The organism is Stenotrophomonas sp. PE591 (assembly GCF_018320795.1).
Lineage (GTDB): Bacteria > Pseudomonadota > Gammaproteobacteria > Xanthomonadales > Xanthomonadaceae > Stenotrophomonas > Stenotrophomonas maltophilia.
Genome location: NZ_JAAOKO010000002.1, coordinates 1 through 26,241, shown reverse-complemented (window position 1 = coordinate 26,241; position 26,241 = coordinate 1). Strand labels below are relative to the sequence as shown.

Annotated in this window: 25 protein-coding genes; 5 read left to right on the top strand and 20 right to left on the bottom strand. The window is 66.5% G+C overall.

Annotated features, from left to right (window positions below):
* Nucleotides 1-84 precede the first annotated feature (84 nt).
* The 13 genes from tolA to aspS all read right to left on the bottom strand — a co-directional run bounded on the left by tolA (nt 85) and on the right by aspS (nt 11,881).
* Nucleotides 85-1,140 carry a cell envelope integrity protein TolA gene (gene tolA / locus JLDANKMP_RS05330; RefSeq protein WP_212560679.1) on the bottom strand — a complete coding sequence of 352 codons (1,056 nt, stop codon included), beginning with the start codon at nt 1,138-1,140 and terminating at the stop codon, nt 85-87.
* Nucleotides 1,130-1,558: a protein TolR gene (gene tolR / locus JLDANKMP_RS05325; RefSeq protein ID WP_005410751.1), complete on the bottom strand. Its 429-nt coding sequence runs from the start codon at nt 1,556-1,558 to the stop codon at nt 1,130-1,132. Before tolR ends, tolA begins: the two co-directional genes overlap by 11 nt.
* 24 nt (nt 1,559-1,582) lie before the next feature.
* The gene (tolQ, locus tag JLDANKMP_RS05320; protein WP_005410752.1) at nt 1,583-2,362 is read right to left on the bottom strand and encodes a protein TolQ; all 780 of its coding nucleotides are present in this window, start codon (nt 2,360-2,362) and stop codon (nt 1,583-1,585) included.
* Between the two features lie 10 nt (nt 2,363-2,372).
* Nucleotides 2,373-2,804, bottom strand: a complete 432-nt coding sequence (gene ybgC, locus JLDANKMP_RS05315; RefSeq protein WP_012481069.1) for a tol-pal system-associated acyl-CoA thioesterase — start codon at nt 2,802-2,804, stop codon at nt 2,373-2,375.
* The gene (ruvB, locus tag JLDANKMP_RS05310) at nt 2,794-3,834 is read right to left on the bottom strand and encodes a Holliday junction branch migration DNA helicase RuvB (protein ID WP_005410754.1); all 1,041 of its coding nucleotides are present in this window, start codon (nt 3,832-3,834) and stop codon (nt 2,794-2,796) included. The genes ybgC and ruvB overlap by 11 nt, the downstream gene beginning before the upstream one ends.
* Before the next feature lie 538 nt (nt 3,835-4,372).
* Nucleotides 4,373-6,223: a potassium transporter Kup gene (locus JLDANKMP_RS05305; RefSeq protein WP_171956640.1), complete on the bottom strand. Its 1,851-nt coding sequence runs from the start codon at nt 6,221-6,223 to the stop codon at nt 4,373-4,375.
* A 118-nt stretch (nt 6,224-6,341) separates the two neighbouring features.
* On the bottom strand, nt 6,342-6,935 hold the full coding sequence (gene ruvA / locus JLDANKMP_RS05300; RefSeq protein WP_005410756.1) for a Holliday junction branch migration protein RuvA: 594 nt from the start codon (nt 6,933-6,935) through the stop codon (nt 6,342-6,344).
* Nucleotides 6,936-6,948: 13 nt separating this feature from the next.
* Nucleotides 6,949-7,470, bottom strand: coding sequence for a crossover junction endodeoxyribonuclease RuvC (gene ruvC / locus JLDANKMP_RS05295; RefSeq protein ID WP_005410757.1), 522 nt, complete (start codon nt 7,468-7,470; stop codon nt 6,949-6,951).
* A 105-nt stretch (nt 7,471-7,575) separates the two neighbouring features.
* Nucleotides 7,576-8,307, bottom strand: coding sequence for a YebC/PmpR family DNA-binding transcriptional regulator (locus JLDANKMP_RS05290; RefSeq protein WP_005410758.1), 732 nt, complete (start codon nt 8,305-8,307; stop codon nt 7,576-7,578).
* Between the two features lie 209 nt (nt 8,308-8,516).
* Entirely contained in the window at nt 8,517-9,149 is a 633-nt protein-coding gene (locus JLDANKMP_RS05285; RefSeq protein ID WP_043035110.1) for an alpha/beta fold hydrolase, read from the bottom strand.
* Between the two features lie 75 nt (nt 9,150-9,224).
* Nucleotides 9,225-9,746: a GNAT family N-acetyltransferase gene (locus JLDANKMP_RS05280; protein ID WP_005410760.1), complete on the bottom strand. Its 522-nt coding sequence runs from the start codon at nt 9,744-9,746 to the stop codon at nt 9,225-9,227.
* 31 nt (nt 9,747-9,777) lie between these two features.
* On the bottom strand, nt 9,778-10,113 hold the full coding sequence (locus JLDANKMP_RS05275; protein WP_212560678.1) for a DNA primase: 336 nt from the start codon (nt 10,111-10,113) through the stop codon (nt 9,778-9,780).
* 16 nt (nt 10,114-10,129) lie between these two features.
* Nucleotides 10,130-11,881 carry an aspartate--tRNA ligase gene (gene aspS, locus JLDANKMP_RS05270; protein ID WP_005414279.1) on the bottom strand — a complete coding sequence of 584 codons (1,752 nt, stop codon included), beginning with the start codon at nt 11,879-11,881 and terminating at the stop codon, nt 10,130-10,132.
* A 158-nt stretch (nt 11,882-12,039) separates the two neighbouring features.
* Between aspS and JLDANKMP_RS05265 the strand changes: the two genes are divergently transcribed.
* Nucleotides 12,040-12,783 carry a DUF3011 domain-containing protein gene (locus tag JLDANKMP_RS05265; RefSeq protein WP_212560677.1) on the top strand — a complete coding sequence of 248 codons (744 nt, stop codon included), beginning with the start codon at nt 12,040-12,042 and terminating at the stop codon, nt 12,781-12,783.
* A gap of 49 nt (nt 12,784-12,832) precedes the next feature.
* Here JLDANKMP_RS05265 and JLDANKMP_RS05260 read toward each other — a convergent pair whose 3' ends face one another.
* The 3 genes from JLDANKMP_RS05260 to blaL2 form a co-directional block, all read right to left on the bottom strand.
* Nucleotides 12,833-13,474, bottom strand: a complete 642-nt coding sequence (locus JLDANKMP_RS05260; protein ID WP_212560676.1) for a hypothetical protein — start codon at nt 13,472-13,474, stop codon at nt 12,833-12,835.
* Nucleotides 13,475-13,527: 53 nt separating this feature from the next.
* The gene (locus JLDANKMP_RS05255; protein WP_005410765.1) at nt 13,528-14,742 is read right to left on the bottom strand and encodes a cation:proton antiporter; all 1,215 of its coding nucleotides are present in this window, start codon (nt 14,740-14,742) and stop codon (nt 13,528-13,530) included.
* A gap of 85 nt (nt 14,743-14,827) precedes the next feature.
* Nucleotides 14,828-15,739, bottom strand: coding sequence for a L2 family extended-spectrum class A beta-lactamase (blaL2, locus tag JLDANKMP_RS05250; RefSeq protein ID WP_212560675.1), 912 nt, complete (start codon nt 15,737-15,739; stop codon nt 14,828-14,830).
* Nucleotides 15,740-15,913: 174 nt separating this feature from the next.
* On the opposite strand from blaL2, the gene ampR reads away from it, so the two are divergent.
* Complete coding sequence (ampR, locus tag JLDANKMP_RS05245; RefSeq protein ID WP_212560674.1) at nt 15,914-16,780, top strand: LysR family transcriptional regulator AmpR; 867 nt, start codon at nt 15,914-15,916, stop codon at nt 16,778-16,780.
* A 78-nt stretch (nt 16,781-16,858) separates the two neighbouring features.
* Here the strand turns inward: ampR and JLDANKMP_RS05240 are convergent, their stop codons facing one another.
* Nucleotides 16,859-18,724, bottom strand: a complete 1,866-nt coding sequence (locus tag JLDANKMP_RS05240; RefSeq protein WP_212560673.1) for an ABC-F family ATP-binding cassette domain-containing protein — start codon at nt 18,722-18,724, stop codon at nt 16,859-16,861.
* Nucleotides 18,725-19,059: 335 nt separating this feature from the next.
* Between JLDANKMP_RS05240 and JLDANKMP_RS05235 the strand changes: the two genes are divergently transcribed.
* Complete coding sequence (locus JLDANKMP_RS05235; protein WP_212560672.1) at nt 19,060-21,447, top strand: TonB-dependent receptor; 2,388 nt, start codon at nt 19,060-19,062, stop codon at nt 21,445-21,447.
* A 96-nt stretch (nt 21,448-21,543) separates the two neighbouring features.
* Here JLDANKMP_RS05235 and JLDANKMP_RS05230 read toward each other — a convergent pair whose 3' ends face one another.
* The 3 genes from JLDANKMP_RS05230 to JLDANKMP_RS05220 all read right to left on the bottom strand — a co-directional run bounded on the left by JLDANKMP_RS05230 (nt 21,544) and on the right by JLDANKMP_RS05220 (nt 23,608).
* Entirely contained in the window at nt 21,544-22,488 is a 945-nt protein-coding gene (locus tag JLDANKMP_RS05230) for a hypothetical protein (protein WP_249336815.1), read from the bottom strand.
* Between the two features lie 63 nt (nt 22,489-22,551).
* On the bottom strand, nt 22,552-23,049 hold the full coding sequence (locus JLDANKMP_RS05225) for a hypothetical protein (RefSeq protein ID WP_065183971.1): 498 nt from the start codon (nt 23,047-23,049) through the stop codon (nt 22,552-22,554).
* 43 nt (nt 23,050-23,092) lie between these two features.
* A complete protein-coding gene (locus tag JLDANKMP_RS05220) occupies nt 23,093-23,608 on the bottom strand; it encodes a hypothetical protein (protein ID WP_212560670.1) in 516 nt (171 codons plus the stop codon).
* A 485-nt stretch (nt 23,609-24,093) separates the two neighbouring features.
* Between JLDANKMP_RS05220 and ybaL the strand changes: the two genes are divergently transcribed.
* Both ybaL and JLDANKMP_RS05210 read left to right on the top strand, forming a co-directional pair.
* Nucleotides 24,094-25,791 carry a YbaL family putative K(+) efflux transporter gene (gene ybaL, locus JLDANKMP_RS05215; RefSeq protein WP_212560669.1) on the top strand — a complete coding sequence of 566 codons (1,698 nt, stop codon included), beginning with the start codon at nt 24,094-24,096 and terminating at the stop codon, nt 25,789-25,791.
* Nucleotides 25,792-26,022: 231 nt separating this feature from the next.
* Nucleotides 26,023-26,241 (top strand): transposase (locus JLDANKMP_RS05210; protein ID WP_212560668.1); only part of this gene is annotated, 219 nt, incomplete at its 3' end.

Here is a 26,241-nt window from a genome sequence, read left to right as displayed (position 1 = left end):
CTGCCCGGTCGAGACCTGGCCTGCCAGAGGCAAGCGCGACATCCGTGGACGCGGGCAGCGGAGAGCCACCCTGCCCTGCCCGCCTCAGCGATCCTGGGCGGTGAAGGTGAAGTTGAGCGTGCGTGCGAACACCGACTCGAAGCCGCGGTACGGCAGCGGCTGCGCGTTGAGCACGGCGGCCTCGATCGAGCGCTTGCCGGCCTCGTCGTACGGGCAGTTCGGGCTGACCTTGGCCTGCATCACCGTGCCACCCGGAATCTGGGTGATGGTGATCTGGCAGCGCTGGCCCAGCGGCACCGCATCCGGGCGCACCCACTGCGACAGCACCTTGGCCTGGATGGCGGCTGCGTACTTGGCCGAAAGGTCGTCGCTGTTGCCACCGCCACCGGCGGCCGGCTGCGAGGCACCACTGGAACCGGCAGCGGCACTGCCGGCGGCATTGCGCGCGGCGGCCACCTGGCGCAGCTTCTGCTCGGCCAGCTTGGCTTCCTTCTCGGCCTGCTCGCGGCGGGCACGGAGCTCGGCGATCTTCTTCTGCTTCTCGGCCTCGGCCTTGTCAGCGGCCACGCGCTCCTGCTCGGCCTGCTTCTTCTTCTCGTCCGCTTCCTGCTGCTTGGCCAGGCGCAGCTTCTGCTCCGCTTCTTCCTGGCGCTTGCGTTCGGTCAGGTCGATCTGTTCCTGGCGGCGCTTGGCTTCCTGTTCCTGCTTGGCCTTCTCCTGGGAGATGGCCAGCGCACTCACCGCTTCCTGATCCTTGGTATCCGGCTGCGCGACACGCTCCTGCGCCTGTTGCTGCTGCGGCGTGGGGGCGTCCTGCGGGCGCGGTTCCGGGATCGGCTGCGGCGGCGGAATGGTGTCTTCCGGCACCGGGATGGGCTCGGCCACCGGCGGCGGCAGGTCTTCCAGCTTTTCCGACTGGCGCAGGGCCTGGCGCGCAGCGGAGGCCTCCGACGCGGACAGCGCCAGGCTGGCCTCGACCGACGGATCACCGGCGGCGGCGTCGGTGTTGCGCTCGGGCGACCAGAACCAGGCCACGATGAAGACCAGCGCGACCAGCAGGTGCACCAGCAACGCCAATGCCAGGGGCAGGCCCCAGCCGGGTTCGCGCTGATGCGGGGGTGGCAGGGCGTCAGCGTGCATCGGTGGCCAGGCCTACCTTGTCTACCTTGGCGCGCTTGATCACATCCATCGCGGCGATGACCTTTTCATAGGCCACGGCACGGTCGGCGGCGACGATCACGCGCACGCCCTTGTCCTGGGCGGCGATGCCGGCCAGGCGGCCTTCCAGTTCCTCGGCCGACACGGCGGTCGGTTCCTTGGCATCGGGCAGCTTCAGGCTGAGCTGGCCGTCCTGGCGCACCGAGACGATCACCGGGTCCTGCTTGCTCTCCAGCGCCTTGGCGTTGGACTGCGGCAGGTCGACGTCGAAGCTCAGGGTGAGCAGCGGCGCGGTGACCATGAAGATGATCAGCAGCACCAGCATGACGTCGATGTAGGGAACGACGTTGATTTCCGATTTCAGCTTGCGGCGCTTGCGGCGACCGATGGCAGCGGACATGGCTTGGACTCCCGGGTCAGGCGCTTACTCGTCGCCAGCGCTCTGGCGCTGCAGGATGGAGCTGAACTCTTCGGCAAAGGTCTCGAACCGCACCGACATGCGCTCAACGCGCGTGGTGAAGCGGTTGTAGGCCCACACCGCCGGGATCGCCACGAACAGGCCGATGGCGGTAGCGAACAGTGCCTCGGAGATGCCCGGCGCGACGGCGGCGATGCCGGCCTGCGCCCCACTGCTGATCATGTCGTGCATGGTCACCATGATGCCGAACACGGTGCCGACCAGGCCCACGTACGGCGCGGTCGAACCGATGTTGGCCAGCAGTTCCAGGTTGCGCTCGAGCTGGTCCACTTCGCGGGTATAGGTGGTGCGCATCGCGCGCTGCGCGCCTTCCAGCTGTGCGCGGCCATCCAGGCGGCGCTTGTCACGCAGGCGGGTGTATTCGCGGAACCCTGCTTCGAAGATGGCTTCCAGGCCGGTCACGCTGCGGCTGCGGTCGGTGGCCGCGCTGTACAGCTTGCCCAGGTCCGCGCCGGACCAGAAGCGGTTCTCGAACTCGTCGGCTTCGCGGGTGGCCTGCTTGAACACGCGGGCCTTGCGGAAAATGATCACCCAGCTGACGAACGAGCCGACCAGCAGCAGCAGCACGATGATCTTCACCGGCAGGCTGGCCTTGGCCATCAGTTCGAGGTAGTTGATGCCGCCGCCGGTGGTGGCCTGGGCAAGGGTCTGTGTCGCGGCGTTGCTGACGTCGGCCGGCAGTGCCTCGGTGACCGTGGCCTGCAGGGCCAGGAGCGTTGCGATCATCCGTTGTTCCTCAGTGTTCGGATTCGGGGTGGAGGTGGGGTTGCAGCACGGCAAGGACGGCCTCGTCCATGCCACGCGGGCGGAAACTGGCCGCGTCCAGTGCGGCGATGCGGACCTGGGCCGACAGCAGCAATTCGCCGTCGCGCAGGATCTGCTGGTCGAAGACCATGCTGGCCTTCTTCAGCTGGACCAGGCGGGCACTCACCTGCAGGGTGTCATCCAGCCGTGCCGGCCTGATGAAATCCATCTGCATCGAGCGCACCGCGAAGATCATCCCGTGCTCGGCGCGCATGCGCTCCTGGCCGTAGCCGAGCGAACGCATCCATTCGGTCCGGGCCCGTTCCATGAAGGCCACGTAGCGGGCGTGGTAGACCACGCCGCCAGCGTCGGTATCTTCCCAGTAAATGCGTGTCGGCCAACTGAATAGTGGCTCAACCGACATCGGGAACCTCCGCGAACAGGTCCTGCGGCGGGTTCTTCGGCTTCAGACCCATGTGCCGGTAGGCTTTGTGGGTGGCCATGCGGCCACGCGCGGTACGCACCAGGAAGCCCTGCTGGATCAGGTACGGCTCGACCACGTCTTCCAGCGTGCCACGCTCTTCGGACAGCGCCGCGGCCAGCGATTCGATGCCGACCGGGCCACCATCGAAGTAGTCGACCATGGTCTTGAGCAGGCGCCGGTCAAGCTCGTCGAAGCCTTCCGGGTCGACCTTGAGCATCTTCATCGCGGCCTGGGCTACGGGCTCGTCGATGTGGCCACCGGCCTTGACCTGCGCGTAATCGCGCACGCGTCGGAGCAAGCGGTTGGCGATACGCGGGGTACCACGCGCGCGGCGCGCGATCTCCCCTGCCCCATCGGCGGTGCAGTCGATGCCGAGGATGCTGGCGGAGCGGCGCACGATACGGGTCAGTTCCTCGACGCTGTAGAACTCCAGCCGCTGGACGATGCCGAAGCGGTCGCGCAGCGGCGCGGTCAGCAGGCCGGCGCGGGTGGTGGCGCCGATCAGGGTGAACGGCGGCAGGTCGATCTTGATCGAGCGGGCGGCGGGGCCCTCGCCGATCATGATGTCGATCTGGAAATCTTCCATCGCCGGGTACAGCACTTCCTCGACCACCGGCGACAGGCGATGGATCTCGTCGATGAACAGAACGTCGTGCGGCTGCAGGTTGGTCAGCAGCGCAGCCAGGTCGCCGGCCTTTTCGATCACCGGGCCGGAGGTCACGCGCAGGGCCACGCCCAGTTCGTTGGCAATGACATGGCTGAGGGTGGTCTTGCCCAGGCCCGGCGGCCCGAAGATCAGTACGTGGTCGAGCGCGTCGCCACGCCCCTTGGCCGCCTGGATGTAGATTTCCATCTGCTCGCGCACCGGCACCTGGCCGAGGTAGTCGGCAAGGCGCTTTGGGCGGATGCTGGCGTCGGCGGCGTCATCCTCGCGGGTGGCGCCGGCGCCGATGATGCGGTCGTCGGTCATGTGCTGATTATGCGGCAAAAGTACGGGTTTCGGCCGGGCTGCGCCCGGCACCCGCAGAGGCAACGCCAACGTCAACGTCAATTGCGAATCTACTGGGGATGGCGGGGTGGGTCCGGTCGCGGGGGACGCCGTGAACCCGTCCTTGGGGGCTTGGTCGCGGCATCCATGCCGCGGACACCCCCGCAACCGGACCCACCCCGCCTTCGACAGTTTCCTGCGGTCTGTCGGAACGGCGTTCTGCTTTGGTGGGTGCCGACCGTTGGTCGGCACGGGGTCGGATCTGGTAGGTGTCGACCTTGGTCGACACGGTAGATCCACGCCATGCGTGGATGGAACAGAGGGGGAGAGTTGGCTCAGCTTCTGGCGCGCGGTGCCTCCGCAAGCGGAGCCCCCTTGTTGTTCAAGGGGGCGCGCCGACAGGCGGGGGGTAAGGTGGAATGCGCGGAACGCCAGCGCCAACGGCGCCTGCGTTTCAAGGGGGCGCGCCGATAGGCGGGGGATAAGGTGGAATGCGTGTGGGGCGTAGCGCAGGTGGAGATTAAATCTCCACCTGCGCGCCGAGTTCCACCAGGCGGTTGCCCGGAATCCGGAAGAAGCCCGTGGCCGGGGCGGCGTTGCGATGCATCAGCGCGAACAGCTTGTCGCGCCAGATCGGCATGCCGCGGTTGGCGGTGGCCACGATGGTCTCGCGGCTGGCGAAGAAGGTGGTGTCCATCGGGTCGAAGTAGATGCCACCGTGGTCACACGAGCGCATCAGCGCCAGCGGCACGTCCGGGGTTTCCATGAAACCGAAGCGCACATAGACCCGGTAGAACTCGTCGCCCACCGACTCGATCTTCAGCCGCTGCCCTTCCATCGCATAGGGAATGGGCAGGGTTTCCACGTGCAGGAACACGTTGCGCTCGTGCAGCACCTTGTTGTGCTTGAGGTTGTGCATCAGCGCGTGCGGGGCCACGGTCGGGTCGGCGGTGAGGAACACCGCGGTGCCCGGCACGCGTACCGGCGGTGCCAGCATCAGGCCCGGCAGGAAGGTGTCCAGGCGGATGCCGTCCTTGCGGATCTCATCACGCAGCAGCTCGCGGCCACGCCGCCAGGTGCGCATCATGGTGAACAGGAAGATACCCAGCACCACCGGGAACCAGGCGCCCTGCAGCAGCTTGGCGCCGTTGGCGATGACAAAGCCGAGGTCGATGATGAAGAACACCACGCACAGCGGCAGCAGCCAGGCGCGCGCCTTCGGCCACAGCGAGCGGGCGACCAGGGCCAGCAGCAGGGTATCGATCAGCATGGTGGCCGACACCGAGATGCCGTAGGCCACGGCCAGGTTGGACGAGCTGCGGAAGGCCAGCACCAGGCCGATCACCATCACCGCGATGCCCCAGTTGATGCCCGGGATGTAGATCTGGCCGATGGTGTCGTGCGAGGTGTGCTTGATGCGCATGCGCGGGATGTAGCCCAGCTGCATGGCCTGGCGCGAGACCGAGAACGCGCCGGTGATGACCGACTGCGAGGCGATCACCGCCGCCATCGTGGCCAGGATGATCATCGGGTACAGTGCCCACGACGGCACGGCCTCGAAGAACGGGTTCTTCAGCGCCTCGGGATGGTTGAGCACCAGCGCGCCCTGCCCCAGGTAATTCAGCACCAGGCACGGCAGCACGAAGAAGTACCAGGCGTGGCGGATCGGCTTGGCGCCGAAATGGCCCATATCGGCGTACAGCGCTTCGCCGCCGGTCACCGCCAGTACCACCGCACCCAGGATGAAGATGCCGTGCCAGCCGTGCTCCATGAAGAAGCGGATCGCCCACCACGGGTTGAAGGCTTTCAGCACTTCCGGCGCGTCGACGATGTTGTAGATGCCGATCGCCGCCAGCGAAATGAACCAGACCGACGTGATCGGGCCGAACGCCTTGCCGATCTTCTCGGTGCCGAAGCGCTGCGCGGCGAACACCATCAACAGCACCACCACCGTGATCGGCACGATGAAGGCATGCAGGCCGGGGGCCGCCACCTCCAGGCCCTCAACCGCGCCCAGCACTGAAATGGCCGGGGTGATCACGCCGTCGCCGAAGAACAGCGAGGCGCCGAAGATGCCGAGGATGCCCACCACATAGGCCGAGCGCGACCCGTTGCGCAGGGTGCGCTGGGTCAGTGCCATCAGCGCCATGATGCCGCCCTCGCCGTCATTGTCGGCGCGCATGATGATGGTCACGTACTTCAGCGTGACCACGATGTTCAGCGCCCAGAACGCCAGCGACAGCACGCCCAGCACGGTGTCGTGGTCGCTGTTGAGCCCATAGTGCGGCGAGAACGCCTCCTTCAGGGTGTACAGCGGGCTGGTACCGATATCGCCGAAGACCACGCCGATCGCACCGATGATCAGCGCCATGCCTCCGGCTGGAGGAGCGTGACCGTGGCCGCCGGGGGCAGCTGCGTGCGGGGTTTGACTGCTGGACATGGGACTCCTGGCGAAGCTCAGGCGGTTTGTTGAAGGAAAGGAAGGCGGATCAACGCAGCGCCGACTGCAGCGCCTTGCGGATCACGGTGGCCACTTCGTCGCCTTCATTGAAGGCATCACGGGCCATGCGCGCCGCTTCGGCCGGCTTGTAGCCCAGCTGCTGCAGGGCCACGGTGGCGTCGGACAGCGGATCGGCCGGGGCCGGGCCACTGCCGGTGGGCAGCGCGCCGCCGGCACCGAACTGGGCCGCGCGGTCACGCAGCTCCAGCACCATGCGCTCGGCGGTCTTCTTGCCGATGCCCGGAATGCGGGTCAGCGCGGTAATGTCACCGGCCTGGACCATGCGCGCGAACTCCTCGACGGTGACGCCGGACAGCACGGCCAGCGCGATCTTCGCGCCGATGCCGCTGACCTTCTGCACGTCGCGGAACAGGCGCCGCTCGCCCTCGCGCAGGAAGCCGTACAGCGAGACGCTGTCTTCCTTCTGCGAGTAGTGGGTATACAGGGTGACCTCGCGGCCGAGCTCGGGCAGGTCGTAGAAGGTGCTCATCGGCGCCTCCAGTTCGTAGCCCACTCCGTTCACGTCCACCACCAGCCACGGCGGCGCCTTGTAGGCGACGATGCCGCGCAGTCGACCGATCATTGCGTGCAGCTCCTCATTTGCGGCCCCATGCCTGGCGGGCACTGAGCCCCAGGCGGTTGGCCGTCGCCCTTACGTGGGCATGGGTGATCGCCACCGCCAACGCGTCGGCCGCGTCGGCCTGCAGCTTGATTTTCAGATTGAGCATGAGCCCGACCATGTGTTGAACCTGTTGCTTTTCGGCGCCACCGCGCCCGACAACCGCCAGCTTGATCTCGCTGGCAGCATATTCGTGCACCGGCAGGTCGCGCAGCACCACCGCCGAGATCGCCGCGCCACGGGCCTGGCCCAGCTTCAATGCCGAATCGGGGTTGCGGGCCATGAACACGCGTTCGATGGCCACTTCCTGCGGCTCATACTCGCGGCACAGGTCGGCCAGGCCCAGCACCAGCAGCTTCATGCGCTGCGGGAAGTCGTCAGCGCCCAGCAGCACCAGCGGCTGGTGGTGCACGTAGCTGACGCGGCCGGTGGCATCGACATCAATGATGCCGACCCCGGTCCGCTGCGAACCGGGGTCGATGCCGAGGATGCGGGTCATGCTGCACTCCTGGCGGGGCGGAACGGAATGCGCTGGCAGGCGTATGGGCTCATGACTGTCCGCGGTGACCGTTCAACGGCCCGCGCCCAGGCCGTCGAAGACGGCTCAGGCGTAGGCGTCGGCGCCGAGTTCGGCGTTGGAATACACGTCCTGCACGTCGTCCAGGTCTTCCAGCATGTCCAGCAGCTTCTTGACCTGCAGGGCGACCTCGCCCTCGACCTTGATGTCGTTGTCGGCGCGGAAGGTGATCTCGGCGTGGTCGGCGACATGGCCAGCGGCGGCCATCGCGTCCTTGACTGCGCTGAACGCGTCAGGGCTGGTGACCACATCGATCGAGCCATCGTCCGGATAGACCACGATGTCATCAGCGCCGGCCTCGATGGCCGCCTCGGTGATGGCTTCCTCGTCGGCACCCGGGGCGAAGCTGAGCACGCCCAGGCGCTTGAACATGAAGGCCACCGAGCCTTCGGTGCCCATGTTGCCGCCGCACTTGCTGAACGCATGGCGGACATCGGCCACGGTGCGCACGCGGTTGTCGGTCAGGCAGTCGACGATCACGGCCACGCCACCCGGGGCGTAGCCTTCGTAGCGGATTTCCTCGTAGTCGACGCCTTCCAGTTCACCGGTGGCCTTCTTGATGGCGCGCTCGATCACGTCCTTGGACATGTTCACGGCCAGGCCCTTGTCCACCGCCACGCGCAGGCGCGGGTTGTTGTTGGGGTCGCCTCCACCGCCGCGCGCGGCAACGCCGATCTCGCGGATGATCTTGGTGAAAATCTTGCCGCGCTTCGCGTCGGACGCGTTCTTGCGGGCTTCGATGGAGGGGCCTCTACCCATGGGTGCTACCGTCTGGCTGCTTCAGGATCAAGGCGCGGATTCTACCTGATCGGGGGCGGCAACCGTGTCTAGGGCGGAGAGATGCCGTCGGGCATGGCCCGGCGAAGCGCGTGCGAACCAACGGTTCGCACCCACCGAGGTAGGCCGGTCGCATCCACCAAGGCAGGACGGTCCGCGCCCACCGAGCCAGGGCGGTCGCCCCTACCAGATTACGCGGCGGCGGCGTCGCGGCTGTGGTCGAACTGGCCGTGGCGCAGGAAATGCGCGGTCTGCCGCGCAGCATCCGGCGACACGACCAGGCCACTGTGGCTGGTGCGCACCACGCAATGATCGGCCAGGCCCGGCAGGCGGGTTTCGGCCAGGGCCACGGTGCCATCGGAGGCGTCGTCCATCGCGCCCAGCAGGCTGCCCAGACCATGCGGCACCGAACCGGCGATCAGCCCGACCTCGGCCTTGCCCTGCCAGTCCGGCAGGCCGTCCAGCAGCAGCTCGCTGCTGCGCCCAAGCGCCAGGCCCCAACCATGATCGGACAACGAGCGCGCGGTGCCACTGCCGCGCAGCGGTGAACCCAGGCAGACCACGCGCTGCACCGGCAGCTGCGGATTGCGCCGCAGCGCTTCCAGCGCCAGCAGCCCGCCCAGGCTGTGGCCGACCAAACTCAGTGGGCCGGCGTCGGCCAGCCGCTCCAGCAGCTGCGGTACGGCCACGTCCGGGCCACCGAACACCGAGGAATAACCAAACGCGTGCACCTGGAAGCCGCGCGCGCGCAGGCGCCAGGCCAGCGGCCCGACCCAGGCGCGGGCATTCCAGATGCCATGCAGCAGCAATACGGGGGGAGTCATGCAAACAGCCTGGCGGTCAGCGGGGCAGGAACGTACGGTGATTGAACACGCGCGCGCAGCAAGCGGCAGTGAACATCAGGCCGCGCGCGGTGCGCGGCGCAGGATGAATTCGAGATCGTTCGTGTCGCCCACCGGGAACAGGTATTCGCCGGCCTTCTCGAAACCGTAGCGGGCGTAGAAGCGCTGTGCGCCGAAGTTCTCCGACCACACGCCCAACCACAGGGTGCGCGGGCCCTCGTGTTCCAGCCAGGCCAGCGCGGTTTCCAGCAGGCGGCTGCCCCAGCCGCAGCTTTGCTGCGTCTTGATCAGGTACAGGCGCTTGAGTTCGCCGTCACCGGGCTTCACGTCCGGGTGCGGCAGGCCACAGGGGCCGGCGGCGGCATGGCCGACCGCCTCCCCGTCCAGCTCCAGCAGCCACACCGCGTAATCCGGGTGGGCCAGGATCACGCGCTGGCGCTCGACCGTGTAGGCCTCCTCAAGGAAGGCCTGCAGGTCCTGCGGCGGATACAGATGGCCGAAGGTTTCGGTGAACGTGCGGGCGGCCAGCGCCGACAGGGTCGGCGCGTCGTCCACGGTGGCGCGGCGGATGGAATACATGCAGCCAGTTGACGTCAGCGCGAAGGGGCGGTCAAGCCTTTTCCGACGATTCCGCTTCTTCGTCTTCCTCGTCCTCTTCCTCGTACTCCTCTTCGTCCTCGTCTTCCTCGTCTTCCTCGCCTTCCTCGCCTTCCTCGTCCTCGTCGTACTCTTCCTCTTCGTCGTCCTCGTAATCCTCGACGCCGAAGTCTTCTCCATCCCAACGGCCTTCGCCGTCGGCGACGAAGGTCAGGGCCATCGCGGCCGGGTTGGTACCGACGCGGACCAGCCAACCGCCGAACACGCGTGCACGCTCGGTGACCAGGTTGGCCTCGGAGCCTTCATTGCCCAGCTTTTCCCACTCCAGCGAAAACGCAAACTCGGTCATTGCCTGGATCTCCTGATCAGTTGGTCTTGGGGCGAACCTGGATGTGCACTTCGGCCAGCTGCGCGTCGACGATCGGCGACGGCGCGTCGGTCATCAGATCCTGTGCACCCGTGGTCTTCGGGAACGGGATGACGTCGCGGATCGACTCGGTGCCGGCCATCAGCGCGGCGATGCGGTCGATGCCGAAGGCGATGCCACCGTGCGGCGGCGCGCCGTAGTTCAGCGCGTCGAGCAGGAAGCCGAACTTGGCACGGGCTTCTTCGGCACCGATGCCCAGCAGCTCGAACACCGCGCTCTGCATGTCCGGACGGTGGATACGGATCGAACCGCCGCCGATCTCATTGCCGTTGAGCACCATGTCGTAGCCGCGCGAAACGGCGGTACGGGCATTGGCGCGCAGGTCGGCGATGTCGTCCACGGCCGGTGCGGTGAAGGGGTGATGCAGGGCGACGTAGCGCTGTTCTTCCTCGTCCCACTCGAACATCGGGAAGTCGGTGACCCACAGCGGTGCCCAGCCGTCGGCGACCAGGCCGAAGTCCTTGCCGGCCTTCAGGCGCAGCGCGCCCATGAAGTCGGAGACCTTGTTGTAGCCGCCGGCACCGAAGAACACGATGTCGCCGTTGCCGGCGCCGACGTGGGCGACCAGCGCGGCGAACGACGCTTCGCTGAAGAACTTCTGGATCGGCGAGCTGATTTCGCCGTTGTCGGCGATCTTGATGTAGGCCAGGCCCTTGGCGCCGTACTTGGCGGCATGCGCGGCGTATTCGTCGATCTGCTTGCGCGACAGCGACGCACCGCCCGGGATGCGCAGCGCGGCAACGCGGCCCTCGGCATCATTGGCCGGGCCGGTGAACACCGGGAACTCGCTGTCCTTGACCAGTTCGGCCACGTCCACCAGCTCCAGCGCGATGCGCAGGTCCGGCTTGTCCGAGCCGTAGCGGCGCATGGCCTCGGCCCAGGTCATGCGCGGGAAGCTGGCGTCCAGCTGCACGTCCACCACTTCCTTGAAGATGGCGCGGATCATGTCCTCGACGAAATCCTGCACGTCGCGCTCGCGGACGAAGGCGAATTCCATGTCCAGCTGGGTGAACTCCAGCTGGCGATCGGCACGCAGGGCCTCGTCGCGGAAGCAGCGCGCGATCTGGTAGTAGCGGTCGAAGCCGGCCACCATCAGGATCTGCTTGAACAGCTGCGGGCTCTGCGGCAGTGCGTAGAACTCGCCCGGGTGCATGCGCGCCGGCACCAGGAAGTCGCGTGCGCCTTCCGGGGTGGCCTTAGTCAGGATCGGGGTTTCGATGTCCTGGAAGCCCTTTTCGTCCAGGTGGCGGCGCAGCGCCTGCACCAGCTTGATGCGGGTGCGCTGCATGCGCTGCATTTCCGGGCGGCGCAGGTCCAGGTAGCGGTACTTCAGGCGGGTTTCCTCGCCCGGGTTCTCATGGGCGTGGAACGGCAGCGGCGCAGCCTTGTTCAGGACGGTGATGGCGGTGGCGATCACTTCCACCTTACCGGTGCGCATCTTGTCGTTCACCGCGTGGCGGGCACGCACGACGCCTTCCACCTGCAGCACATCCTCGTAGCCCAACGACGCGGCCACCGCGAACACTTCGGCATTGTCGACCTCCACCGTCACCTGCACGATGCCTTCATGATCGCGGAGATCGATGAAGCAGACGCCGCCCTGGTTACGGGCCACGTCGGTCCAGCCGGCGAGGGTGACAGTCTGGCCAATCAGGGTCTCGTCGACCAGGCCGCAGAAGTGGGTACGCATGGGGGGAAGCTCCGCTGGAGAACGCCGGCACCGGATGGGGGCCGGAAAGCCTCGTATTCTGCGGCCGAGGCCCCGGCTGGGGCAAATCCGGCCAGTCACACCGGCTTGATCGTCCCCCTCCCTATAGTCGGGCACCTGCCACCGTATGGGATGCCGCCATGAAACCGCTGTCCCTGGCCAGCCTGGCCGTGACCCTCAGCCTGGGTGCGCTGGGCACCCTTGCCCTGCCCGCTCCGTCCGTCTCTGCGCAGAACGGGGTGATCCGCTGCGAAAGCCAGAGCAACCGCGAACGGGTCTGCAACACCGGCTGGCGCGGCGCGCAGCTGGTCCGTCAGTTGTCTGGCAGCCCCTGCGAGGAAGGGCGCTCCTGGGGCAGCCGCAATGGCAGCATCTGGGTCACCAATGGTTGCCGCGCCGAGTTCGTCGAGGCCCGTGGTGGCTGGGGCGGCGGCAATGGCGGTGGCTGGGCAGGCAACAACGGTCGGCCCGGCGAGACCATCCGCTGCGAAAGCCAGAACAACCGCGAGCGCAGCTGCCCGGTCGGCTGGCGCAATGCCCGCCTGGTCCGCCAGTTGTCCGGCAGCCCTTGCGACGAGGGCCGTACCTGGGGTGTGCGCAACGGCGCGGTATGGGTCAGCAATGGCTGCCGCGCCGAATTCGCCGAGGCCCGCGGCTGGGGCGGTGGCGGTGGCGGCTGGGGCGGTGGCAACAGCAACTATTCCGTCACCTGCAGCAGCAACAACAACCGCTCGCAGACCTGCGACTGGGATGAGCGCCAGGGCCGGCCGGTGCTGCAGCAGCAGCTGTCGGGCAGCGCCTGCCAGGAAGGCCGCAGCTGGGGTTACTCGCGTGGCCAGGTGTGGGTGAGCAACGGCTGCCGGGCGCGCTTCGGCACGCGATGAGTGCAGGGTCGGGGTCAGAGCCCTCCGCAGGAGGGATCCGACCCCGGGATCACGGCGCGGGTGCTGTGTCGTCGCCCCATGGTGCAGGCGGCAGGTCGACCGGCTTGCTCAGGTCGAACTGCACGCGGAAGCGGCGTCCATCCGGGCGGGTCAGCTCGTAGACGAAGGTCTGGTCGGGATCAATCTCCATCGCCCAGGTGTTGTGCGTGGAAGCCAGCATGTCGGCACGGCGGAACATCGCCACCGAATCGGCATCGGCCGGGAACCGCTGGCGCTCGGCGGTACCCGGCGGCGTGCTGTCGCCACCGTACAGGGTGATCGCGTCGGGGCTGCCGTCTTCGTGGCGATGGTCGTGCTTCAGCCGCAGCCCGTTCGGCGTGCGGGTCAGCACCCAGGTCCGCGAGTGGTCATCACCGACATGAAACGGGATGCGCAGCTCGTGCGCCGGGTCGGCGCAGCCGCGCACATGCATGACCAGGCGCTGCCCGGCGAACGGATCCTTGGCGGTCGGTGCAGGCGTGTCCTCCACCACCTTGCCGACGTAGGCCTGGCCGCAATGTGCGGCGATGGCGGCCATGAACGCATCGGCCGGTGCGGTCGCCAGGTCATGGACGACCGTATCGGAGCGCTGCGTGCACGCAGCGAGGCTGAGCAGGAGGGCGGCGGTAGTGGCAACGGCAATCGGTCTCATGCCCCAACCCTAACGGCCATGGACGATGGGCGCAAACCGCGCGCCAGTCCCGCTCAGCGCTCGGCAGACGGTGCTGCCGGCAGTGCTTCGGTCGCCGCCACCGGTGCGGCCTCGCCCTCGCCGGCCGGCTCCTGCTCCACCGGATCAACGTCAAACGGTGTACGGAACACCAGCGACGGCAACAGCGTGGTCAGCGCCGCGTACAGCAGCAGCGCACCGAACAGCACCGCCGGAATCTGGAAGCGCTCACGCATGATCGCCGCCAGCACCAGGGTGAAGATCAGCGTCGGTGCCAGCGCCAGCGAGACCCGCAGGCTGCTGCGGAAGCTCTCGCCGAACATCACCCGGCGCTGCAGCCAGACCACGCCGATGCGCAGCGGCAGCACCACCAGGGTGATCACGATGCCCAGCCCCAGCGCCTCGAAGCTCAGCGCTTCGGCGGGCACCTTGGTGCCGGCGTTGAAGAAGTAGAACGGCACGAAGAACGAGGCGAACAGGCGCAGCGCGTGCAGGTTCTCGTGCGAGGCCAGCAGTGGCATGCGCTGGTGCAGCAGGCGCGCGACCAGGCCGGCGATGAACGCGCCAACCAGGTAGTACACGCCCAGCAGGTAGGTGATGTAGGCCGCCACCATGCCGACCATCACCAGCAGCGAGAATTCCGAGCCCGGCGCGTGCGGTGCCACCCAGCGGCCCAGCGCGATGAACAGCAGCGGCAGGCCGATCATCATCGCCAGCAGTGCCAGGCTGGACAACGCCATGTGCCCTGGATCACCGGCCTGCAGCACGATGAACAACGCCGCCAGCGCCAGCAGTTCGCCGGCGATGGCCTTGCTGGTCACCCAGAACCGCTCGTCTTCGCTGAGGCCCAGCCGCGACAGCGAGTCCATGATGAAGCCCGTGGACGGCGTCAGCAGCGCCAGCGCCAGCAGGCCGGCGGCCTGCCACGGCAGCCCCGCATAGCGCCAGGCCAGCCAGCCCACGCCGAACAGCGTGCCGGTCCGGATCACCAGGTGCGCCAGCAGCGGCCACATGCCACGGCGCAGCGCCTGCAGGTCCACTTCCAGGCCGGCGAACAGGAACAGCGAGGAAATGCCCAGCGTGGCCAGCAGGCCGATCACCGCATCGTGGGCCTGGTCGCCCAGCCAGAGCATGCCGATGATGCCGAACAGCAGGCAGGTCAGCGGCGCTGGCAGGCTGAAACGCTGCAGCGCTCGCGGGATCACCAGCAGCGCGAAGATCAGCAGCAGGTAGATCAGTTCATGGCTCATGGGGGACTTCCGTGTGGTTCGAACGCGCGCAGGATGCGCGCGCCGAACCGATCCGGCAAGCCACGTTTGAATGACCCCGGTTACCTCATCCGATCAACCGGTCGGCAATCCGCCCCACCTGTGCCAGCACGCTAGCGCGTTGCTCGTAGCTGATCGCACCTGCCTGCAGATAAGCCGTCAACACCCACGGGGCGCCTCCGGCTACGGGCCACAGCACGGCGATGTCGTTGCGCGCGTCTTCACCATTGCTGCCGGTCTTGTCACCCACGCGCCAACGCTTGCCCAGGCCCGCGCGCAGGCAGGCGTCGCCGGTTTCGTTGTCGATCAGCCAGTCGGCCAGCTGCTGCCGCGAGGCCGGTTGCAGTACCTCGCCCAACACCACGCGCTGCAGGGTCGCGGCCATCGCCGCCGGCGTGGTGGTGTCGCGCGGGTCGCCCTTGGCAAAGCTGTTCAGCTCCGGCTCCAGGCGGTCACTGCGGCTCACCGTGTCGCCGCTGGCGCGCAGGAACGCGGTCACTGCGGGCGGGCCACCGACCACGCCGAACAGCAGGTTGGCGGCGGTGTTGTCGCTGGTGATGATCGTGGCACGGCACAGATCGCGCACCGTCATGTCCTTGCCTGCATGGCGGCGGGTAACCGGTGCGTGCGAGAGCAGATTGGCCTCGCCCACCGGCACGCGGGTGTCCAGCAATGCCGGCGTGCGCTCGGCCTGGCTGAGCACGGTAGCCGCCAGCATGCTCTTGAAAGTGCTGCACATCGGGAAGCGCTCGTCCTGGCGATGACCGATGCGGCGACCGCTGGCAGTGTCCAGCAGGGTCACGCCAAGGCGTCCGGCGCAGGCCTTTTCCAGCGCGGCGAAATCACTGGCGGCGGTGATGGCGGCATCGGTGGGTGCGTTGGCGGTGGCCTTGCCCGCTGCACGTGCCAGCAGCGGCAAGGCAAGCGAGGAAGCCACGGCGGCAGCACTGAACTGCAGGAATCGGCGACGGGCGAGCATGCGGGTTCTCCTGGGGGACCGCATGATTATTGAGGCCTCCCCTGGAAGTGACCAGCGCAAAAAATCAGCAAAAGGCATGAATTAATTTCATGCCTGTCGCATTCAACTCATTATTTTTCCGAAATGATGCATTGAACGAGTAGGATCAGCCATCACTCTGGCTCACGACTCCCGATGCTGCACCCTACCCTGCCGCTGAACGCGCTGCGTGCCTTCGAAGCGGCTGCGCGCCACCAGAACTTCACCCGTGCCGCGCTGGAGCTGTGTGTCAGCCAGGCCGCGCTGAGCCACCAGATCCGGGGGCTGGAAGACCGGCTCGGGATCCGCCTGTTCCATCGCCTGCCGCGCGGCGTGGCGCTGACCGATGAAGGCGCGGCGCTGTATCCGGTACTCAACGAATCGTTCGAGCGCATCTCGGCCAGCATCGCGCGCTACACCGGCGGGCCGGCACGTGAAGTACTGACGCTGGGGGTGGTCGGCACCTTCGCCACCGGCTGGCTGCTGCCACGGCTGGCCGCGTTCGAGGCGGCGCACCCGGACATCGAGCTGCGTCTGCAGACCCACAACAACCGCATCGACCTGGCCGGCGAAGGACTGGATCTGGCCATCCGCTTCGGTGATGGCGATTGGCAGGGCCAGGCCTGCACGGCAATCCTCGATGCGCCCTTCGCGCCACTGTGCGCACCGGCATTGGCGCGGCGGCTGAAGCAGCCGCGCGACCTGGCCACGCTGCCGCTGCTGCGTTCCTACCGCAGCGACGAATGGCCGCGCTGGCTGCAGGCAGCCGGCGTCAGTGGCGTGGAAGCCCGCGGGCCGGTGTTCGATTCCTCACTGACGGTGGCGATGGCCGCCGCCGGTGGTGCCGGCGTGGCCCTGCTGCCCTTGCGCATGTTCGAACAGGAACTGGCCGAAGGCCGCCTGCTGCAACCGTTCAGCACCACGCTGGAGCTGGGGCGCTACTGGCTGACGCGACTGCGCTCGCGCGCCGAGCGTGAGCCGGCCAAGCGCTTCCGCGAATGGCTGCAGGCACAGGGCGGGTAGGCAGTGCCGGCCGCTGGCCGGCAATCCCTTGATCGTTGTGGGCGCATCGCGCTGCCGGCCAGTGGCCGGCACTACCGGTCAGGACTCGAGCAGTTCCATCCAGGCGGCTTCGGCCTTTTCCAGCTGCGTGGCGGCGGTTTCGCGATCGCGGCCAAGCACGGCCATGCGCGTGGCATCGGCGTAGTTGGCCGGGTCGGCCAGCTGGCGGTCCAGCTCGGCCAGGGCACCTTCCAGCTCGGCCACCTTGGCTTCAGCGGCGGCCAGCTTGTGCGGGTTCACCGGCTTCTTCTGCACCACCTGCGCCACCGGGGCGGTCTTGACCACCACCGGCTCTTCCACCTGTTCCATGCGCGCCTTGGTGCCCTGCGCCTGCGGGCGGGTCCGCAGCCACGCGGCGTAGGCATCCAGGTCGCCATCGAACGGCTCGACCACGCCATCGGCCACGCGCCAGTAGGTATCGCAGACCAGGCCGATCAGATGGCGGTCGTGCGAGACCATCACGATCGCGCCTTCGAAGGTGGCCAATGCTTCGGCCAGCGCTTCGCGCATTTCCAGGTCAAGGTGGTTGGTCGGTTCGTCCAGCAGCAGCACGTTTGGCTGCTGCCAGGCGATCAGCGCCAGCGCCAGGCGTGCGCGCTCGCCACCGGAGAAGCCATCGACCGGCTCGAACGCGCGGTCACCCGGGAAGTTCCACTTGCCGAGGAAATCGCGGAACGACTGGTTCGGTGCGTCCGGGGCGATCTCGCGGAAATGCTCCATCGGCGACTGGCCTTCGTGCAGCGACTCCACCGTGTGCTGGGCGAAGTAGCCGATCCTCAGGTCCGGGTGCGCCATGCGCTCGCCGACGATCGGCGCCAGCTCGCCCACCAGGGTCTTCACCAACGTGGTCTTGCCGGCGCCGTTCGGACCGAGCAGGCCGATGCGCTGGCCCGCCTCCAGGCCGAAGCCAACATTGTGCAGGATCACCGCGTCCTTGCCGTAGCCAGCCTCGACGTGGTTCAGGCGGATCAGCGAGAACGGCAGCTTGGCCGGCGGCGCGAACTCGATGCGGAATTCGCGCTCGGCACGCACCGCTTCGGTGCCGGCCAGCTTGGCCAGGCGCTTCATGCGGCTCTGCGCCTGCGCCGCCTTGCTGGCCTGCGCCTTGAAGCGGTCGATGAAGCTCTGCAGGTGGGCGCGCTCGGCCTGTTCCTTCTCGTGCGCGATCTGCTGCTGGCGCAGCTGTTCGGCGCGCTGGCGTTCGAAATCGGTGTAGCCGCCCGGGTAGAGCTTGGCGCCGCCACCGTGCAGGTGCAGGGTGTGGGTGGCCACGTTGTCAAGGAACTCGCGGTCATGCGAGATCAGCAACAAGGTGCCCGGGTACTTCAGCAGCCACTGTTCCAGCCAGTACACCGCGTCCAGATCCAGGTGGTTGGTCGGTTCGTCCAGCAGCAGCAGGTCGCTGGGCATCATCAGCGCGCGCGCCAGGTTCAGGCGCACGCGCCAGCCGCCGGAGAACGAGGAAACCGCGCGATGGTGGGTCTCGGCCGGGAAGCCCAGGCCATGCAGCAGCTTACCGGCACGCGCTTCGGCGTCGTAGGCCCCCATCTCGGCCATCTTCGTGTGCGCGTTGGCCACCGCCTCCCAGTCTTCGCGCGCGGTTGCTTCAGCCTCTTCAGCCAGCACCGCAGCCACATCGGTATCCCCGCCCAGCACAAAGCTCAGCGCCGGGTCCGGCAGCGACGGGGTTTCCTGGGCCACGCTGGCGATACGGACCTTGCCGGGCAGGTCGACGTCACCCTTGTCGGCCTCCAGCTCGCCCTTCACCGCCGCGAACAGGCTGGACTTGCCAGCACCGTTGCGGCCGACCACGCCCACCCGGTAACCGGCGTGCAGGGTCAGGTCGACATTGGACAACAGCAGCCGCTCGCCGCGGCGCAAGGCGAAATTACGAAGGGAGATCATCGGGGGAGGGGTCCATATAACCGGATGGAATGTGCTGGTGAGCACTGTTCCTGCGACGTAATTCTAGCGTTAACGAATACTTGACGCGCCCCGGGATGCGCGGCGGCAGGCCAACTCTCTCCCTCGTCGGCCCCGCGCAGCCCCCGGGCCCCACCTCCCGCCGCTGCCCTCTGCCGCTAAATGGTTGCTGCTGCAACGTTTTTTCCTGTTGCAACCATTTGACAGGCACTGAATATCCCGTTAATTCCTGCCTTGCGCACCGCAACAACCGCCGTCCGCCTCACCCCCGTGATGTCGATTCCGGTGCCACCCCCGCCAACCGGAGCCCCATCCCGATGACCCGCAAGACCAGCCTGATCGCCGCCGCCGTCGCTGTCGCACTCGGTGGCTCTCCGTTCGTTGCCGCTGCCCAGCAGGCCGGCACCGCCGCCAACACCCTGGACACGGTGATCGTCACCGGCACCCGCGTGGCCGACCGCACCGTCGCCGAATCGCAGTCGCCGATCGACATCATCACCCCTGAAGTGCTGCAGTCCACCGGCACCAGTGAACTGGCCACCGCACTGTCACGCGCCCTGCCCTCGCTGAACTTCCCGCGCCCGGCCTTGACCGACGGCACCAGTGGCGTGCGCCCGGCGCAGCTGCGCGGCCTGTCGCCGGACCAGGTGCTGGTGCTGGTCAACGGCAAGCGCCGCCACACCTCGGCGATGATCAACGTCAACGGCAGCATCGGCCGTGGCTCGTCGGCGGTGGACATCAATGCGATCCCGATTGCCGCCATCGAGCGCGTGGAAGTGCTGCGCGACGGTGCGTCGGCACAGTACGGCTCGGACGCCATTGCAGGCGTCATCAACATCGTGCTCAAGGGCAGCGGCCGTGGCGGCAGCCTGGCCGTGGACTACGGCCAGTACTCGGCCGGTGACGGCAACAAGTACCAGCTCTCCGGCGATACCGGCGTCGAGTTCGGCAACGGCCGTGGTCGCGTGCACGTGGCTGGCCAGATCAGCCAGCAGGACGAGAGCAACCGCGCCGGCCCGTACCGCGGCGCCACGCCGAACACCAGCAACTTCCCCAGCATCGGCCAGAAGACCTTCATCGTCGGCGACCCGCGCGTGGATGCCACCGCCGCGTCGGCCAACGCCAGCTTCGACTTCAGCGACCACGTGACCGGCTACGCCAGCGCGCTGCTCAGCAACCGCGACATCACCTCGTTCGCGTTCTACCGTTCGCGCAACCACAGCGGGCAGAGCGCGCTGCTGGCGCAGACCTACCCCGACGGCTTCGTGCCGGAGATCAACCAGTATTCGAAGGACCGCTCGCTGGTGGCCGGGGTCAAGGGCAACACCGACAACGGCTGGACCTGGGACCTGAGCCTGAACCACGGTGAGAACACCCTCGACTTCCACACCCGCAACAGCATCAACTACAGCCTCGGCGCAACCAGCCCGCGCTCGTTCTACGACGGCACGCTGAAATACCAGCAGGACATCTTCAACGCCGACCTGACCAAGTCGCTGGACTGGGGCCTGGCCTACCCGGTCACGCTGTCCTTCGGTGGTGAGTACCGCAAGGAAAAGTGGGACCAGAACCCGGGCGAGCTGAACTCGTACACCGGCAGCGGCGCGCAGGGCTTCGCGGGCTTCACCCCGACCAATGAAGTGCATGCGGACCGCCACAACTACGCGGTCTATGCTGGCCTGGAAGCGGACCTGACCGAGAAGTTCTCGGCCGGCATCACCGGCCGCTACGAGGACTACTCGGACTTCGGCGACCGCTTCTCCGGCAAGCTTTCGGCGCGCTATGCATTCACCGACAAGGTCGCGCTGCGGGCCACCGCCTCCAGTGGCTTCCGTGCACCGTCGCTGGCGCAGCAGGGCTACCAGGCGGTCACCAGCCAGTTCCTCAATGGCGTATTCGTCGAGCGTGGCACCTTCCCGACCACCAGCCCGGCCGCGCAGGCGCTGGGCGCCTCGCCGCTGAAGGCCGAGACCTCCACCTCCTACAGCCTGGGCGTGGTGCTGCAGCCGGCCGACCGCCTGTACATCACCGTCGACGCCTACCAGATCGACATCGATGACCGCATCGCATTGTCGTCCAGCATCACCACCAACGCGGCCACCAGCGCGCTGCTGGGCACCCTGGGCCTGCCGCAGGTGACCGCGTTCTCCTACTTCACCAACGGCCTGGATACGCGCACCCGTGGCGTCGACTTCGTGTCCAGCTATACGGTGCCGTTCAACGCCAGCAGCCTGGAGCTGACCGCTGCGTACAGCTACAACGACACCGAAGTGCGCCGCGTCGGCGGCACCCCGGCGGTGTTCGGCACGCTGGGCCTGACCCAGTCGCTGATCGGGCGCGATGAAATTGGCCGCATCGAGGACAGCTACCCGCGCGACAAGGCGATCCTGAGCGGTACCTGGCGCTCGGACCACTGGGAACTGGGCCTGGCCGCCACCCGCTACGGCAAATTCACCGTGCGCAACTCGGCCACCGCGCTGCGTGACCAGACCTACGGCGACGCCTGGGTGGTGGATGCCTCGGCCAGCTACAAGCCGAGCAGCAACTGGACCCTGACCGTGGGCGCCGACAACCTGCTGGACAAGTACCCGGACCGCACCGAAGACCTGCAGAACTCGACCTTCGGCATGCTGCCGTACAGCAACTACTCGCCGTTCGGCTTCAACGGCGCGTATGTGTACGGGCGGATCAAGTACACCTGGTAAGGGGTAGAGCCGGCCGCTGGCCGGCATACCATCGACGCATCTCTCACACCCGCCGGAATGATCCGGCGGGTATTTTGTTATGTGCTGCGAGCAAGATCAGCCGCGCGGCTGGCAACTGGACGTCCGATGACCTTCTGCGATCACACGGACAGACTCGAGACAGTTGTCCAGACTGTCAAAATTCACGCTCACTTGAAGACCAGGAAGCATCCAGCTCGCGCTGCCAAATGTCTGTTCATCGTGCCAACGACTGGCTCTTTGGCCAATGCGCTCCTCGAGAATGGACGGCGGATCATCGAACTGAAGACCGAATGGCAGCGACCCAGCCCAGGCTCTTGAGTTTCCCAATCGATCGCGGACGAAACTGATACCCGTGCATACCGGATGGCCACCGGGCGTGCCCCGTTTGCTGTCGAAGTACAGGATGAAGCCATGCTCGCCGGATCTATCGACGACCTCCCTGCTCGACTCCGCCATCAGACTCGCAAGACCAAACTCCCGGAACACTGCCCGGAAATCAGCATCCTCGGTCGATCTGCCGAGGACAGCGAGCACCTGCTCCGCTGAAGGGTACTCGCGCGTTGCCGGTGCGCAAGCCAACGGACGCATGGGAATTCCCAAGCTGATATCAAAGATCCCACACGCTCCTGCCTGCTTGATGCATCCAGCCTGATACGTCAGACGAATGCGGTAGTCAGGCAACCACCACGCGTCACGCCTGCCGGCATGCAAGCTATCCCCAAAGCCCGCCGTGGCGAGCCTTTCGCGCGCTGTCGCCCTATCGTCCTCCCATTGCAGGCCAAACGGCAGATCGCCTTCGTACCTGCGCATGACATCCGGAATGCCGGCTGTCACCGCAACGTTGGTGAAGATCAGCTCACCGCTCTTGCCGTGCGAAGCAACGGATCGCCCGTTCCAGTAGTTGCGCTCGCTGAAAGAGAACAGCATGCCCCGCGCGCTCACACGCAGAATCGCCTCGTAAGGGCATTTTGCAGGACGGGCCAGCTCTGGCCTTCGCCTGACGCCAAGCGATTGCAGCATCGTTGAGACGGCTGGGTCAGTGGCGCTTCTGCCAAACAGCGCCGTTATCGCCTGTAGGTCCATTCATTCCTCTGGTGGAAGCCCCAGGCTGACGCAACGGATTGCCCTTTCACCGTCGTAGTCGACAGCCAGCTCCAGCTTTCCGAGCATCCATGCGTCGACATTACCAGACAGACCAAACACCATTGGCGCCCCCAGATCGGCAGATACGTCCGACCTGATCTGGTCCCTGGACATCAGGAAGTTCAGGCCGAAAGGCATCGGCCCTTCATACTGGGTGCCGGTGTCATTTCGCCAGCCCCAGAAGATCACGTCGGTGAGCATCCAGGGGCCATCATCGATGTCGTGATAGGCGGTCTCTGAGACCAGACCGGCATCCTTGAATTCAAGCTGCAGTCCAGCAGCGTCATCTGCCCAGATCCGGTGACCACTGACACCCATGCGGTAATCATCCAGATTCTGAAGCTGGATTCCGATCCTCGAAAATATGGTTTCGAGCTCCTGCGATTCTGAATCGCTGCCGATCGCAGCGATGAACTCTTCAATGGCTGGATGATTCATCAAGGTCCCTTGTCCATACGGGCGAGAAGCACACACGCCGCGCTTACGCCCGGCGATCAGGACGGTCCACCGGAATGCCGACGGATACGCAGCGAATCGAATCTCCGGGACCGAGGAAGTTAACTTTGAACTCCATGCCACCAATGCTCCATATTTCCACATTACCCGAGATACCCGCCTCGACAGGACTTCCCGCATTCAGGGCTGCAAATCGCTCTCTCACATGGTGACGAGACATTGAGAAATTAAGCCCATGGGGCAACGGGCCAGAGTAAGCACGCTTGTTTTTCTCAGATGGCCAGAACACGACATTGGTGAGTACCCAAGGCCCATCGTCCAGATCATGATACGGAATGTCCTTAAGGAGTCCGACGTCCTTGAACTCCAACTGCAGCGCCCCCTCGCTGTCAGTCCATATTCGCCTTCCAGCCAAGTTGAACGGATAGCGACGGAAGTCGACCTCGCCGATTTCCAGTTCAAGGAGCAACCGGGACAGGGAAGCAGAACTCGTGTCCTGGCCTACCGCCTGAATCACTACGTCAATGTCGGGAAGCTTCATGCGGTCATCCGCCCATGCAGTCTGAAGAGAGCAGGCCCCGCCTGGTTGGCAAGCAGAAGGGGCAATGAGCACATGGTGACGCGTGCGGGGCTCGGGAAAACTTCGGCCAGACCGCAGGCGTCCTGCCCAGAACGCGCGCCACCAGAATGACTTCCCACCCTCGTATGTCATTGGATCGACTGAAAAACCTTGGCGCACAGGGGCAAAGGGTCCTGCGATGGCACCGCCGCGTATCGAACCCATCCCCCGTCCCGTGCCTGTCTCGGGTGGCGTCGGTCTGGCTCCGGTTCACGGTCCAGAGCAACTGGCCACCCCAAACAGGTCCAATCCCGACAGCGCCACCCTCGACCGCCCCGCACACACCAAGTCGGACGCCGACCACTGATGACTCCGCCCACGCAACGATCCGATACGCTGGCCCGGTTTGCCGTATGTGGCCGCATCGGTGAAAATCGGGGCATCCCCCCGATTTCCTGCGAGTGCCGATGCACCATGACACCGACCTGATCAACATCGTTGCCGTTGGCCTCGGGCTCGCCTTCATCTTCGGCGCGCTGGCCAACAAGCTCCGCTTGTCTCCCCTGGTCGGTTACCTGGTTGCTGGCATCTGCGTAGGTCCGTTCACCCCCGGCTTCGTCGCCGACCAGGCGCTGGCCAACCAGCTGGCCGAGCTGGGCGTGATGCTGCTGATGTTCGGCGTCGGCCTGCACTTCTCGTTGAAGGACCTGATGGCGGTCAAGGCCATCGCCATTCCCGGTGCCATTGGGCAGATCGCAGTGGCCACCCTGCTCGGCTGGGGCGTGGCCTCGCTGATGGGCTGGCCCGCCATCCATGGCGTCATCTTCGGTTTCTCGCTGGCCACCGCCAGTACCGTAGTGCTGTTGCGGGCGATGGAAGAACGCCGCCTGCTGGAGACGATGCGCGGCAAGATCGCGGTTGGCTGGTTGATCGTGGAAGACCTGGCCTGTGTGCTGGCACTGGTGATGATGCCGGTGATGGCCGGTGTGTTCGGCCCCGATGCGGCCAAGGAGTCGCACTCGCTCGGCAGCGTGCTGGCCGACATCGGCTGGACCTTCGTACAGCTGGGCCTGTTCGTGGCGGTGATGCTGGTGGTCGGGCGCCGGGTCATCCCGTGGATCCTCGAGCGCATCGCCGGTACCGGCTCGCGCGAGCTGTTCACCCTGTCGGTGCTGGCAATCGCGCTGGGCGTGGCGTTCGGCTCGGCCATGTTGTTCGGCGTCTCGTTCGCGCTGGGCGCGTTCTTCGCCGGCATGCTGCTCAACGAATCGGAACTGAGCCACAAGGCCGCACACGATTCGCTGCCGCTGCGTGATGCCTTCGCAGTGCTGTTCTTCGTCTCGGTCGGCATGCTGTTCGACCCCAACATCCTCATCCAGCACCCGTGGCAGGTGCTGGCCACCGTGCTGATCATCATGTTCGGCAAGTCGGCGGCGGCGTTCTTCATCGTGCGTGCGTTCGGCCACCCGACCAGCACCGCGCTGACCATCTCGGCCAGCCTGGCGCAGATCGGCGAGTTCGCCTTCATCATCGCCGGCCTCGGTGTCGCGCTGCAGATCCTGCCGAAGGAAGGCCAGTCGCTGGTCCTGGCCGGTGCGCTGGTGTCGATCATGCTCAACCCGCTGGTGTTCGGGCTGCTGGACCGTTGGCAGGCCAAGCAGGAGCAGTCGCCCCAGGCCGTCGAGCCCGAAGAGGCCACCGGACCCTCGCGTGACCTGCATGACCACGCCATCGTGATTGGCTACGGCCGCGTCGGCAGCGAACTGGCCCAGGTGCTGCGCGATCGTGGCGTGCCGGTGCTGGTGATCGATGACAACAAGGAACACGTCGAGCAGGCACATGCCAAGGGCCTGGCGGCGATCCGCGGCAGTGCCGCCGCCGACCGGGTGCTGGCTGAAGCCCATCCGGAGCGCGCGAAGATCGCGGTGCTGGCGATTCCGCAGCCGCTGGAAGCCGGTGAGGCGCTGGCCAAGCTGCGGGCGATCAACCCGGACCTGACCCTGCTGGCGCGTGCGCACAGCGACGCAGAGGTGAAGCATCTGCTGGAACACGGTGCGGATGGCACAGTGATGGCCGAGCGTGAGCTGGCGTATTCGCTGGCGGAGATGGTGATGTCCACGCCGCCGTACCGGAATCTGGGGCAGCACAGCATTCCGGTGGTGTGAGGGGTGTGGGTGCGGCAGGGCTTGCAGCCCTGCACCTGCTGAAACAACGGCAACGGCAACGACTAGAGCAAAAGCTGGCATTCCGTGGGATGGCGGGGTTGGGTCCAGTGGCGGGAGACGCCGTAAACCCTTCCATGGGGGCTTGTCCGCAGCATCCATGCCGCGGACTGATCTGGCCCCCCGTCAGCGGACGCCAAGAAGCGATACTTTGATCGCACTTGGAGGTCCCTTATGTCCCGTATCACCCGTCGTAGCTACACCGATGAGTTCAAGCACCAAGCCGTCGAGTTGGCCGAGTCGCTCGGGCCTGCCGCAGCGGCCCGTCAGTTGGAGATGTCGGTCAAGACGCTGGCAAACTGGCTTGACGCGGTCCGTGCTGGCCGGTCGTTGACCTCTGAGGCTCGCAGGCCAGCCACCGACCTGGAAAGCGAGATCAGCCGCCTTCGGGCC